At 43.8% G+C, this 14,311-nt stretch carries 11 protein-coding genes; all 11 read right to left on the bottom strand.

Going from position 1 to position 14,311, the window contains the following annotated elements; translation table 11 throughout:
* Positions 1-6: 6 nt before the first annotated feature.
* The 11 genes from CIK99_RS04655 to CIK99_RS04610 all read right to left on the bottom strand — a co-directional run bounded on the left by CIK99_RS04655 (position 7) and on the right by CIK99_RS04610 (position 13,907).
* Positions 7-1,473: a lipopolysaccharide biosynthesis protein gene (locus tag CIK99_RS04655; RefSeq protein WP_094380263.1), complete on the bottom strand. Its 1,467-nt coding sequence runs from the start codon at positions 1,471-1,473 to the stop codon at positions 7-9.
* Positions 1,474-1,631: 158 nt separating this feature from the next.
* The gene (locus tag CIK99_RS04650) at positions 1,632-2,186 is read right to left on the bottom strand and encodes a four helix bundle suffix domain-containing protein (protein WP_254047726.1); all 555 of its coding nucleotides are present in this window, start codon (positions 2,184-2,186) and stop codon (positions 1,632-1,634) included.
* Between the two features lie 33 nt (positions 2,187-2,219).
* Positions 2,220-3,449: a nucleoside recognition domain-containing protein gene (locus tag CIK99_RS04645; RefSeq protein WP_094380261.1), complete on the bottom strand. Its 1,230-nt coding sequence runs from the start codon at positions 3,447-3,449 to the stop codon at positions 2,220-2,222.
* A 93-nt stretch (positions 3,450-3,542) separates the two neighbouring features.
* Positions 3,543-3,710, bottom strand: a complete 168-nt coding sequence (locus CIK99_RS15205; protein WP_158215902.1) for a hypothetical protein — start codon at positions 3,708-3,710, stop codon at positions 3,543-3,545.
* Between the two features lie 13 nt (positions 3,711-3,723).
* A complete protein-coding gene (locus CIK99_RS04640; RefSeq protein ID WP_094380259.1) occupies positions 3,724-3,945 on the bottom strand; it encodes a hypothetical protein in 222 nt (73 codons plus the stop codon).
* A 263-nt stretch (positions 3,946-4,208) separates the two neighbouring features.
* Complete coding sequence (locus tag CIK99_RS04635) at positions 4,209-5,894, bottom strand: C10 family peptidase (protein ID WP_094380256.1); 1,686 nt, start codon at positions 5,892-5,894, stop codon at positions 4,209-4,211.
* 106 nt (positions 5,895-6,000) lie between these two features.
* Complete coding sequence (locus CIK99_RS04630) at positions 6,001-6,912, bottom strand: hypothetical protein (protein WP_094380254.1); 912 nt, start codon at positions 6,910-6,912, stop codon at positions 6,001-6,003.
* A gap of 36 nt (positions 6,913-6,948) precedes the next feature.
* Positions 6,949-8,583: a RagB/SusD family nutrient uptake outer membrane protein gene (locus tag CIK99_RS04625; RefSeq protein ID WP_094380523.1), complete on the bottom strand. Its 1,635-nt coding sequence runs from the start codon at positions 8,581-8,583 to the stop codon at positions 6,949-6,951.
* Positions 8,584-8,615: 32 nt separating this feature from the next.
* Positions 8,616-11,867, bottom strand: a complete 3,252-nt coding sequence (locus tag CIK99_RS04620) for a TonB-dependent receptor (protein WP_094380252.1) — start codon at positions 11,865-11,867, stop codon at positions 8,616-8,618.
* Positions 11,868-12,324: 457 nt separating this feature from the next.
* Positions 12,325-13,461, bottom strand: coding sequence for an ATP-binding protein (locus CIK99_RS04615; protein WP_094380250.1), 1,137 nt, complete (start codon positions 13,459-13,461; stop codon positions 12,325-12,327).
* Between the two features lie 239 nt (positions 13,462-13,700).
* A complete protein-coding gene (locus CIK99_RS04610; protein ID WP_144007902.1) occupies positions 13,701-13,907 on the bottom strand; it encodes a hypothetical protein in 207 nt (68 codons plus the stop codon).
* Positions 13,908-14,311: the final 404 nt, after the last annotated feature.

Here is a 14,311-nt window from a genome sequence, read left to right as displayed (position 1 = left end):
CTTTATTTATTTTTTAATTCTAAACTTCTCTTTTTTCAGGATATAGAGCATAAATACTCCTATAAGTGCTGTATTGACGAGCAGCGACACGACGATGCTTACATAATCCTTCAACAGTGTCATAGCGGCAAAGAGCGCTAATGCAAGCACAAGATACTTTGCCATATCCGTCAAAGGATAGGCAATAGGATAATACCTTTGACCGACGAAATAGCTCAGTAGCATTGCAGTGGCATAACCGGCAAATCCAGCCCAAGCACAGGCGATATAGCCATATTCAGGCACAAAGATGACATTTATGACTATCAGTACGGCACACCCGATGCCTGAGAACCATGCACCCCAGATGGTCTTGTCGATGAGCTTATACCAAAAGGATAGGTTGAAATAAACACCCATCATTATCTCTGCCGCCATAACAATAGGAACGACTTTCAAGCCAGACCAATAGCCTTGTCCTATTATATGTTTCAGCAGGTCGAGATAGCCTATGACAACGAGGAATGCCAACAGGGTGAAGACAACGAAAAACTTCATCGCCTCGGCGTAAGTGTTGCGGTTGTCCTTTTCTTTTGCCTTGCCAAAGACAAAAGGCTCATAGGCATAACGGAAAGCCTGTGTTATCATTGCCATTATCATGGCTATCTTCGAGGCTGCACCATAGATGCCCAGTTGCTCGTGGGCATTACCACCTTTATATATATAGGGGAACAATATCTTGTCAGCGGTTTGATTCAGTATTCCTGCTATTCCCAAAACAAGTATTGGCCAACTGTATGACAACATTCTGCGCAACAGTTTTCCGTCGAACCCGTATTTGAACTCAGTCAACTCCTTCCAGAAGCAGAAAGTGATGGAAGCTGTGCAAGCAAGATTTACATAGAAAGCATAGCCTACACCTATTGTCGGGTCATAGATTTTGCCTATTTCATCGGGATAAGACCCATAGAGGGACGGGAGTACCAAGAAGAACAACAAGTTGAGCATGATGTTCAACACGATGAACAACAGTTTCAGTGCCGCAAATTTTATAGGGCGTTTCTTGTATCTTAGATAAGCGAAAGGAATGCTCTGAAAAGCATCAATCGCCACCGTTGTAGCCATAACCCAGATATAGGAAGGATGGTCAGCATAGCCCATCGCCTCGGAAAGCGGACCGATAAAGGCAAAGACGAGGGCCACGAAGAGCAATGAGACCATTCCGACGGCAGTCAGGACGGTGGAATACACCTTTTGCGGGTCTTCCCCTTCCTTATTGGAAAACCGGAAAAATGTCGTTTCCATTCCGAAGGTCAGAATCACGAGTATGAGTGCCGTATAGGCATAAACGTTGGTGATGACACCGTAGCCACCACCTGCGGCAGAAAGAGTTGCCGTGTAAAGCGGCACGAGCAGATAGTTGAGAAATCTTCCCACTATACTGCTAAGTCCATAAATTGCCGTGTCCTTAAATAATGATTTTAAATTTGCCATAATATTTTTTTTTTCGTTGAGGGGGTTGTAAGGATTGTAAGGGTTGTAGGGATTGTAAGGAAATAGATAATCTCTACAAAAACCTACTTCAACCTACTCTAACCTACAAAAACCTACACCAACCTACACCAACCTACATCAACCTACAAAAACCTACTTCAATACCCTAAATTTCTCTTTCTCCACTCCGACCTTATTCTGTATCTCTGCTCTTTGACTCCTCCCTCTTTGAGGAATTTGTCATTTAGATATTTTATATATCCATAGAGCATTGCCAATTCCTGATTGACTATTATCAGTGCAATGTTGCAGATGTCTTCTGCATTTCTACCTTCTATCTGCCGCCTATACCATGCACTGTCGTTATGTTTCCTGCATAAGGGCTGGGCGGCAATGTATTTCGGATGGTCCTTGCCCCATATTTCCAAACTGTTGTTTCGGAGGTAATCACGATAATCTTCTTTCAACTCCTCAAGACTGCCTTTTGCTATAACCGACAACTTGTGTTCCGATTCTGTGGAGCCCTCCGCGTCACTATAACCCTCAACAATATTTTGTTTACAAGAACGGGCAGCTTGCAGCATTTGATCTACAGTCCTGTCCTTTCCCCGATCCAGGAAATTATTGACGAAATAGTGTGTTACATCATATATGCACTCACTTTTCTGATAAACCGAGAGCGACTTATATCCGTCAGGCTTTTCTTGTTTCAAGACATTCATATTATTCCCCATTTTTACTGAACGTTAGAAAAACATATAACATATTGCTATTGCAGCTATTATTCCCGCCAAATCGGCAAGCAGTCCGCAGGCAACAGCATGACGTGTGTAGCGTATGCCTACACTGCCGAAATATACTGCAAGGATATAGAACGTTGTGTCGGTGGAACCCTGGAAGACACAACTCAATCTACCTACGAAAGAGTCAGCCCCATATGTCGTCATGGCATCCACCATCATTCCTCGTGCTCCACTACCCGAGAGAGGCTTCATCATCGCCGTTGGCAATGCACCCACAAAATCAGTGTCACCTCCCACTGCAGCCACCGTCCATTTCACTCCGTCTATTAACATATCCATAGCTCCTGAAGCTCGAAAAACGCCGATTCCAACGAGTATTGCCACCAGATAGGGGATGATGCGAATGGCAGTTTGAAATCCGTCTTTTGCTCCTTCGATAAATGCATCATACACATTCACCTTATGACGTATGCCAGACATTATGAAGCCAATGATGATCAGCATCAGCAACATATTTGCCACCGTAGTGCTCACAATATTAACCTGGTCCTTGTCCATCTGACTGAATCCCCATATCACCGCAGCCACCAGCACGCAAGCTCCGCCAAGTGTCAGCAACATAGTGCGGTTAATGAGATTGATACGTTGATAGAGACTGGTGACAATAATGCCGGCAAGGGTAGAGAAGAAAGTGGCAAGTAGTATAGGTACAAAGATGTCGGTAGGTTGCTCGGCACCCATCTGTGCCCTATATACCATAATGCTTACCGGGATGAGCGTTAGTCCGCTGGTGTTGAGCACGAGAAACATTATCATCGGGTTAGATGCCGTGTCTTTCTTCTTGTTCAAGTCTTGTAATTGTTCCATTGCCTTCAGACCTAAGGGCGTAGCTGCATTGTCAAGGCCAAGCATATTGGCTGCAATATTCATGAAGATAGAGCCAGTGACAGGATGCCCCTTGGGTATGTCAGGAAACAGACGTACAAATACAGGACTCAGTATCTTGGCGAGAATATTCACCACGCCCCCCTTTTCTCCTATCTTCATTATACCGAGCCATAACGACAATACGCCTGTCAGTCCAAGCGATATTTCAAATGCCGTCTTAGAAGAGGCGAACGTAGAGTCCATCATGGCGGGAAAAACATCGAAATCCCCCATGAACAAAAGCTTAACTACAGCTATAACAAAAGCAATGACGAAGAACGCCACCCAAATATAATTCAATACCATTTCAATACTTGCTAAATCGCTGCAAAATTAGCTTATTTCAGCCACATCACCAAACTTTTACTCTATTTTTTCAGCTTAACAGCAAAACATCCCTTACTTTTCCCTGCAAAAGAAGAACACATCATCGCTCAAGTTCATATTATTTCTTGCCATAAGACTATTGGCAAAGTCACAATACACATTTTTGTCAATAGGTGAAAGCGACAGCATCTGCGAACTTTGATAAAACGGGCGCTTGGCAGAAGTGAACATCTCTGCCATAATATGTTGCTTGCTACCCCATATAAAAACATCTAATGTCGGGCTGAGTTTGGGCTATTTGGGCAAAGGCATGATGAATAAGCCCCGTCTTGCCAATACGTCGAGGGGATATAAGAGCAACGTTGCGCTCGTTGTGCAGAGCACGTGTGATGGATTCAGTCTCTTTCTGCCTGTCGCAGAAGTAATCGGCACCTTTGTATCCATAGATGACGAAAGGATTATTCAGTCGTTCCATGTTTTGTGTTACATATTTTATGGAATTCAAAGTTACGGCATTTATTTGGGAATACCAAGAGATTAACATTATTTATTATCAAAAACAATACCATGTAGCATCTTTGCGCCCAATAATCTTGTTTTGGTGTATAAAAGTCATATATGATAATCTTGTTTTGGTGTATTTGAAATAAAAATCGTAAGATTGTGATAGAAAAAAGGTGCAGCCTCGGCAATCGGGCTGCACCTTATTATATATTAATAGAATGAGGGAGACAACTTTTATTGAGCCATAATCTTGCGCACATTGTTTCCTTGTTTGAGGATGACAATATTGCGTGATGAGGGTGAAGAAAGGCGTTGGCCGGAGAGATTGAAGTATGACGTAGAAGATTTCAACATATCATCCACTGTCACTTGGGATATACCTGATGTCACAGGCTCCTTGTCAATCGTGGCCTTTCCGTCAGCCACCACCAAGTGTAGATAATTATTCATCTTGCCACCTTCAACCCTTGGCTCTACAAAATCACCATTATATTTAAAAAACATCTTTACGATATATTCACCATCTTGAATATCAGAAGGCAACGAACAAACAAAAGCCAAATTTTGACGAGAATAATACGGCTCTAGAGTAATAGAGAAATTACCCGTTTGTATTTTCTTTATAAAGTTGCCATTGTTGTCATATAATCCAATGCCGTATGACCATTTGGCAGATATGGGATTAAAGTTGAAGATCTTTCCTACACTGATATTAAAACTTTCATATCCAGTGCCGCTACTTGCCAACACGGTTGCGTTCGTCTCAATGGGGGCTATAGCTGGCAAAGGCAGATATTCGCCATCAATTCCGTCGGTGTTGGGAACAATACCATAAATAGCTGTCTGTCCATCCGTGAATGCATAAGCTCCTGGATCAAGTCGGAAGATGTCGTAGTAGCCATTGTCTTTACCTCCCCAACCCCAGTTTACATGCACCAGGTCTTTTTCGTCATATCCTGAAATGACAAATGCATGTCCTCCAGCATCCTTGCCACCTCCTTTGGGTGAAGATGCACTATAATAAATGGGACGACCATCTACTATCTCCTTCTTCATTTTCACTAACCATTCCTCCTTAGACGAATAATAATCAGGACTGTCATACACCAATGCGGTATGCTTATATCCAAAGAAATTAAACAATGCCAAAGGTACATTTTTATCAAATGCACCACTTCCATTCTTGGAATAATTCATTTTCAGACTTATTCCACAGTCGAACAGCAATTTTGCTACGGCATCAGCTGCTTCCTCGTCTTCTTTAAGTTCTTTCGTGGTGTTTTTCATCAAGTCCCATCTGTATTCACTCTTTGAGAAATCCACGCTTATGGCTTTGCCATTGTATGTGGTAAATGATGCTCCCGTTCCTACATTAGGCCATTTGTGATAGTTCATGATTTGACCCATAGCCACAGCCACACAACCCGCCGGACAATCATCGGGACAATACTTGTTGTAGGGGGCTGGCTGGTTCCATTGTGTCTTCACCATAGGTTCTACTTCGGCAGGAAGATCGCTTGAGCGAGTAGCTGAGTAATCACTTGCTACGGCAATGCCATTTCTGATATCCTCAACATATTGCGAATAAGAATCAAGAAAAAGTTTGAGTGCGTCAGGCATTGACTGACTGTCAATGTGCCCTGTGGCTGAATAACCTATTATCTCTGGCAATTCGTCCTCTGCTGCCACTATGGCAAATCCCTTGCCGTCGGTGGAATTGAATATGTAATACCCCGCTTCACTAACAACCGACCTTGTTGATACGTATGGATTGCATATCATCACGTCTGTGTTGATATGTCGTTTACTTGTCAGAAAGTCAATAGCGATTTTCTTTGCCTTCTTTTCATTGATGGTTCTGGCTGAAGCTGCCGAAGCTATCAAGAAGAATGATAACAGTAATAAAATCCCTTTTCTCATAATACAGATGATATTTATGATGGTTATTAGAAACAAACAAGAGGAATGGCTACAAATGCCATCCCTCTTGCCTTAAGATAATATTTTGGTGGCACTCTAATTGTTATTAGAATCCCAACTCTGAAGCTAAATCATAGCCAGGGAATGCGAGGTAGAGGTTGTTAATACCAAAACCACCTAAACCACCTACATACCAATACGGGGCGATTGTCAAGTATTGAATATTTCCCTCATCATCGTATGTTGCCACACTCTTTTCATCATCAGCAGCAAAATTCGGACTGAGTTCTGATGGAAGGTGACCGAGGATGTCAATACCGGTATCCTGATATGAAGTGTTTATGCATAATGGGGCATCCCATGTTACATATCCATCCTTGGATACCTTAAATACGAAATAGTCCTTGTATGTACCAAGTGCACTGCCTGATGATGTTACGAAATCATCGGTGTATAAACTCTTCACACGATAGTATTCCGGCTTGTCATCTCTCTGCTGGATTTCTATTTCATCCCAGAAACCATACCAGAAGTTATCAATCCACTGTCCTGTGCCAATACTGTTCCACTTCACGCGCACAGCCTTGAAGGTAAATGATTTCCTTGTAGAAGACTTATAAGGATTAACAACTTCATCGTCAAGGGCAACCTCAAATGAATAGGTCTTGCCAACCTCTGCATTGTTGAATGTAGCCTTAACATTAGCCTCCTTGGCACCTGCTGCAAAATCAACAGTTGCGGGCACAACAAACACATCGTCGGTGTTGCTGAGCACTTTCAGGTTGTAGCTGGCAGCTGCATCAGCCTTTTCTCGGGTAACAGTGAATGTTACCTCAGTTGGATCGGCGGGGTCGAGCTCAACAGACTGTCCCGACTCCTCTGCCACGAATGAAACGGCAGGACAGTCGGCACTAACTGGCTCACCAGGAGTGTAGTCATTGTCATCGTCGCTACATGAACTCATTGCAAAGCCCAGCATTGCGATGCCTGCAAGCATAAATATCTTATTCAGTTTCATATATTTCTTTTATTATATTAATAATGTTATCACTAATTAGTCGGTTACACCATCGCGCAGATTAGGATTCTGACCTGATACAGGCAGCGAACCTTCTTCGTTATCTACGATTGCCCGATTGTTATCCATCTCCGACTGTGGGAAGCGCATGTTCAACCAACCATCGTCAGCGGCGATATTAAACTGGAATGCATCTGCATAGTTGGTGGTGTTAGGACCATGGAAACGAACGATAGGCTTGTTAAGACGGCGGGCGTCGCTGACAGCGAAACCTTCACCCCAAAGCTCTACACGACGCTGGAACCAAATCTCGTCGCGAAGTGTGCGTCCAGAAGGAATAGTGTAGCTGGGGTCACGATATGTCTTCACAAAGTTTGTGAGGATTTCCTTTGCCTTAGCCTCGTTGCCGCTGATGGCATAACCCTCGGCCTGGATAAGAATCATCTCCTCAACACGCATCAAGGGCCAGTCGTTGTTGTTCAAAGTAGAACCAACGCCCGACTTCATGCCGAACTTAATGTTTGTATAAGGAGGAAGTTCAACCTTTGAACCATCGTCCAATACTAGGTTTGCAATCTCGTCGCCTTTGGCAGTACCCCATGTGAGGTCAGCCCAGTTGGGAGAATGGAGGTTCTCGTCAATCCACCATCCCTTGCGAACGTCAGTTGCAGGAATCTTATCCCACAGAAGCTTATTGATCATTGCAGTAGTACCGCAGGCAGCTCCATAGCCATCACCACAGAATGCAGAAAGCCATGATGGAGCAGTGGCATATCCGTAGTAGTTGGCCTGGTCGTCGGTAATGTCGATAGCCCAAATCCAGTTGTGCTCTTCCATATCACAGAATGTAGGAACGCTAACCTCTGCGATAGATGCAGGCTCATATCCCTGCATAGCCTTCTCGGCATCAGCTGCAGCCTCGGCACCCTTACCCATTGCGAGATAAGCGCGGGCACGCAGACCGTAAGCAACATTGGCATTCACGTATGCCTTGGAAGAACGTGTCTCGTCGAGATGGTCGATAGCCCATGTGAGGTCTTCAACTATTACATTATAAACTTGCTCAACAGTGGCGCGCGGGTTGTTTATAACGTCAACAGAGTCGCTAAGCACAGGCACGCAAGGCTTGTCCTTGCTTGTCTCATAGCTGCCCTGGAAATAAGGAGCCAACGACAGATAGCTGTATGCCCTGAGAGTCTTTGCCTGAGCCTTCATGTTGATGAGGCTTGCATCCTCGGTATCCTCGGGTATAGTGGCAAGAATCTCTTTCACCATACCAATGAGAGTGTAAGGAGTCACATAGCGGATGTAAGGGTTGGCGTAGCTGGGAGTACGTGATGAGTATTCACAAGCTGCAGAGAACCAGTTATATCCGTTGTCGGCACCAATCATGTCGGCACCCTCGAAATCCTGTGACAATGCCATCATAATAAAACCGAAATCGTCGGCACGGGCACTTGAGAAACGGGTTCCATAGTTCTGTGCAGGATTACCCATAAAGGTGAACAAACCATTAAAGGTAGCCTCTACACGAGTAGGAATGGCATTGACGATATCCTGCGACTGTTCCTTACTGAAGGCACCGCCACTATATATCTGTTCGTCGATGTCGGAGCAAGATGCAAGCATCAGTCCTCCGAGCACCATTGTTGAAATCTTATATATCTTCATATTCATTTCTGTATTTTTGCGATGTTAACCAATTAGAAATTAACGCTGATTCCTGCTGTGATGGCACGTGTACCACTATAGCTACTAGAAGCCATACCTGAACCAGAAGTCATACCACCGATACCATAGTTGTAACGTGGGTCAAGACCCTTGCGCTTGGTGAGCAGGAAGAGGTTCTCGCCTGATACATATATACGTACGTTGGTAAGCTGCAGAGGAGAGATAATACTCTTGGGCAGTGTGTATCCAAGTGTCAGGTTGTTCAGACACAGATAGTTAGAGCTTATGAGGAAGCGATCCTGAGGTGACTGTGACTTAACTCCTGGGTCATCAGCAGCAGCAGTGCTCAGACGTGGGATGTCGCTGTTGGGGTTCTCTGGGCTCCATGCGTTGAGAAGATCCTTGTGCATGGCATTACCCTGGCTCTGACCATTGTGCATCAACGTCTGGTATGTACCGTCGTAGATCTTACCTCCAAGCTGGAATGAGAACTGTGCAGCCAAGTCAAATCCGTAGGCATTGAATGTTGTGCCGAAACCACCGTAGAAATCAGGAAGTGTTGTGCCACAGTCATACTTAGTGGCCTTTGTGATGTCCTTAGTGGTTGTAGTCTCAGTGTGGTCGTAGTTGGCATCCTTGACAGAAGCTACCTCCTTACCATCCTTGCCGATAAATGTATCCTTGTACCAAGTAGCCTTACCGTCGGTCTTGTCAACTCCGGCATACTTGTAGAGATATGCCTGATAAACAGTACCGCCCACCTTTATGATACGGGTAGCATACTTCATTCCGTCCTCTGCGATTGAGGGATCGAGCTCTGTAATCTTGTTCTTGTTGTGTGTTACGTTGAAGTTTACGTCCCAGTTGATGTCACGACTGCGGATGATAGTTCCGTTCAATGTCAACTCAATACCCTGGTTGCGCATAGAACCAACGTTCACTGGATAAGAGCTTACTACCGAACCTGATGAAAGAGGAAGATCCTTGAAATAGAGCATGTCAGAAGAGTTGCGGGTATAGTACTCAATAGTACCCGACAAACGGCTCTTGAACAATTCAAAGTCAATACCGAAGTTCCAAGACTTGATCTTCTCCCATGTAAGGTCTGGATTACCCATCTGAACCATAGTCACACCATATGACTTGGTGTCCTCGTTGTACGTAGCTGAATACATGTCAGCATAAGCGTGACGATAGTATGAGATACTTGAGAGGTTGTCATTACCTGTAAGACCATAGCTCACCTTGAGCTTCAACTGGTCAATCCACTTCACATTCTCAAGGAACTTCTCCTTGTTCATCTGCCAAGCAACACCGAATGAACCGAAGTTACCCCAACGCTTGCCTGGAGCAAACACTGAAGATGCGTCACGACGATAAGATACAGTTGCGAAATACTTGTCATCATAGTCATACTGTACACGACCGAGGAAACCCTCTGTCATATAATCATCAGTATATGAGGACAATGACTTCTGAGAAGTACCGGCTGCATTTGACAACTCACCCACAAACGGGTTGTAGAGGTGGTCGTTGTATCCATAGTGAGACTGCTCCTTGTAGTTATACTGCTCATAACCAGCGAGGATTGCAATGTCATGCTTGCCGAATGCCTTGGCATAGTTGGCAAGATACTGCTGGTTGGTAGTGAAATAGCGGTTGGATGTTATACCCACTGCACCGTCAACAGAAGAACCTCCACCGAATGTGCTCTGAAGGTTACTGCGGCGGTTGGTGATGTTAGAAACACTGAAGTTTGCAGTAAGGTTAAGACCGTCGATGGGAGTCAGAACGGCAGCCCACTGACCTGTGAACACATCCTGGTAGATCTTGTTCTGGTTGTATTCGTTGTCACGAACAGCATTACCAACAACTGTAGGACGCTTCTGGTTGGTCTGGTTGGAGTCATATACAATGCGACCGTTGTCGGTCTTGATTGTTCCGTCGGCATTACGTACATAAAGAGGATAGATAGGAGCCATCATATTACAGATGTAGAACACGTTGCCCGAGCTTCCCCAGTCGTCTGAAATGGCAGCCTTCTGGCTGTCGGTGTGAGTAAATCCGAGGTTGGTTGTGAACTTAATCCATGGCTTAGCCTGATACTCCACGTTTGTACGACCTGTATAACGGCTGTAGTCTGAGTTGTTTACGATACCACCATCGTTCAGATAACCAACGCTGGCAAAATAGCGCAGACGGTCGGAACTTCCTGATACAGAGAGGTTATACTCCTGACGGAATGAGTTGTGGAATGTCTCGTCATACCAGTTATCGGCTGTATAGTAATATTCGCCATCGCTATATCCCATCTTTGCGTTGGGGTTGAGCTTGAAGTTGGTACCGATGAGATTCTCTCCTTCAGGCACAGTATAGATGTTGTAACCAAGACCACCGTTAGCCCCATTGAAGAGGTTGGCGTTGGCAAATGCGTATGCCTCCTCCATTGTCGAACCATTGTAGTACTTAGAGTTGAACATCGCACGATATTGTGTCTCGTAGTACTGAGCAGGATCGTCGATTACATCATACTGCGGAACAAGGCGTGAGTTAGAACCCCATTTAGCGTCAAAGGTAATCTGTGCATCCTGTCCGGCCTTTGCCTTCTTGGTTGTGATGATGACAACACCATTGGCACCACGTGCACCATAGATGGCACTTGCCGAGGCATCCTTCAACACAGAGATTGACTCGATATCCTGAGGGTTGATGTTGGCAATTCCAGCCTCATAAGGTGCACCATCTACAATATAAAGAGGTGCAGAGCTTGCGCTCAGCGAACCGATACCACGAATACGGATAGTCGGGGCAGAACCAGGCTCGCCTGAAGATGTGGTTGCCTGAATACCAGCTACCTTACCTACAAGAGCACTTGTACCTGTTGAGCTAACATGGTTAGTAATGTCTGTCGTTTTGATTTCTGCTGCAGAACCTGTAAAAGCAGACTTTTTTGATGTACCATAAGCAACAACGATGATTTCGTCGAGCTTTTCGGCATCACTCTTAAGGATGATGCGCATGTTGGCGCGTGCACTTACCTCAATAGGTTCCATACCTACGTATGAAACACTGAGGGTGTTCTTGCCTTTTGGGCAAGTGATGCTGAACTTACCGTTCAAGTCAGTTACGGTACCCGCATTGGTACCCACCACTTTAACAGTCGCACCGATTACTGGCTGTCCGTCCTCGTCGGAGATGACAGTACCCTTAACCTGCGTCTGTGCCACTGCCATTCCCACGCAAAGGAACAGAGCGGCAAAAAGCATTTTGATTCTTTTTTCCATAAAAATCTCTCTCTTTTATAAAAATTAAATTTCAAATTCGGTGCAAATTTATACCAAAAAACTCTAATTACAAAGAAAATTAACTGAAAATTTCGTTTTTTGTACTTAAAATTATCACATTCGAGTCATTTCGCTATAAAAAACGTCTGTTTTTAAGCATTCTGGTGCAATTACTTATACTTTTTCTGCACACTCTTTGCCGCTCATTTTGCATATTCATACATTATATTTGCTTTTCCTTTTATCGCCAGAAATACATGACTTTATTCCCAGTCCAAATGATAAACGTCAAACTAATCGGCTGCAGTGAAAAAACGGCTTCCTCGCGTGCTATTTCTTTTTTCCTCACGTGGTATTTCTTTTTTCCTCGCGTGGTAGCAAAAACGAGCCCTATACCTATTATATAATATATACGTGCGCGAGAGCTAAAGTGCACACACAAACAAAAGACAATAATTTACCTCCAATAACATTTCTCTATCCATAGCTGGAAGAAAAGGTCATAGACGTAGTATTCATTCTTTTCGTGGGTGACGAAATCCTTTTCAACAAGTCCCTTTATGGCAGATACTACAGAACTGGCAGATGGAAGGTTGTACTTCTTCACAAATGCGGCACTGGAAATGGCTTTTGCCCTACGCTCCGAAGCAATGGCTAAAAATACATTACGTTGCTTCTCAGGCATTTGGCACAATAATGCCTCGTATGTATCGGACGATAGCTGGAGATAACTTTGTATTGCAGACTCAATCATCTCATAATGACATGTAGCTCCAGGTGATGTCTTCATATAAAGAATATTCATAATCTTCTGTAGATAAGAAGTCACACCATTAAATTGATTGTATATAGCCTCAACCACGTCGCGAGATATTTTCCTGTTCCCGTTAATTGCGAACTGCCTTTCTGCAAATTCCGTGTATTTGTCGAGCGGGATGGCATGGAGATTGAATATCGTTGTTGACTGATAGAAAGGGCGGGATGGGGACACAAACATCTCTCCCATCAGATGACGCTGGGAACCGGAAAATACAAATGTGGCATTGGGACATCGCTGAATATACGTGCGCAACATGGCCTCGATGTTCTTATTGTCCTTATAGCGTGTGATTTGCTGGAACTCGTCAATTGCCACAAAGCAGTGGCGGTCTGCATTGCCAAGATACTCAAATATCTCGTCAAGAGTTACAGATGGTGATTCGGTTGCGCCCACTCCAATACCCCATACGGGATTATTGTTTATGTCGAATGTTATTTCTGACCTTACAGAACGCAATGCGTTTAGAAACACTTCCCATGCTTTTCTTCCTTTGGGTTTGAGAGAGTCAAGGATGGATTTTCCAAGAACATTAACGAAATCGCTCACGGAGTCAGTGGCATAGATATCAATGATGAATGTATAATAGTCATCAAGCATTTCCAATTGGTTGAAGCAATGATGTATCAAGTCGGTTTTGCCAAGACGACGAGGCGAAATAAGTGCAACATTGTTGCCATTGGTGAGCAAGTCCATCAATGTTTGCGTTTCTTCTACTCGGTCGCAGAAGTATTCTGGTCCCGCATATCCACTTGTCACAAAAGGGTTATCTGTCATATAATACCTATGTTTTTGGCGCAAAGATACAGCATTTTATCATCATTACCAAAAAATGATAATTAAAAAATGATAATTCACACTACTTTTCTACATATAAAGCCTATTCCTAACAGATAAATGTGCAATAATGAAGAATGGCAAAGACGCAAGAAACTGCCTCTGTGGATTGTGGGGATGAACTACAAAAAATTTATAAGGTGCAGCCCCGATTGCCGAGGCTGCACCTTATTTGTATATTAATACAACATCCCAAACAACCATAGCGGAATTCTTGCTCCACGTCCTATTTCTGTATCGTCAACAGCAAGATAACTATCGGGAATGTCTTTGATTTGGGTAAAACCTTTACCCTTGCCGCCTATTTCAAATAGATATTTGCCATCAACCATAAAATCACCAGTCTTGGGGTAGCACAGTTCGTGAGACTGTGATAGTTGGTTCATGAAAAACGTTTCCCGCACATTTCCAATGTCGGCATGTGGAGTAAGAGCAAACATAAGTGTGGAAATCTGTGGGAGTTGCAAGCAATCTTCTGTTGAACACTCTCAATAATTCTTCAATCCTTTCTTCTTTCATATTTCACTTGATGTTATATTGTTACATGGGCAAAGTTACTGATAATGTTTGAAAACACCAAATATTATCCTAATTTAATGTTTGGAAACACTAATATTTGCAGAAATTTGATGTTTGAAAACACTAAAAGACATTGTTTGATACCGCAATGTCTATTGTACAATCGCTTCAATATAACCTTTCAAACCTCTCATTATAACCTTCTGTTTTGCTGACTGTCACCTTACGACAGTTGCCTGTCATAACTGTGGCAGCCGACTGTCATAACTGT

It is taken from the genome of Prevotella sp. P5-92, from assembly GCF_002251245.1.
Taxonomy (GTDB): Bacteria; Bacteroidota; Bacteroidia; order Bacteroidales; family Bacteroidaceae; genus Prevotella.
Note: the sequence above shows the minus strand (reverse complement) of the source record. Positions and strands in the feature narration are given on the sequence as shown.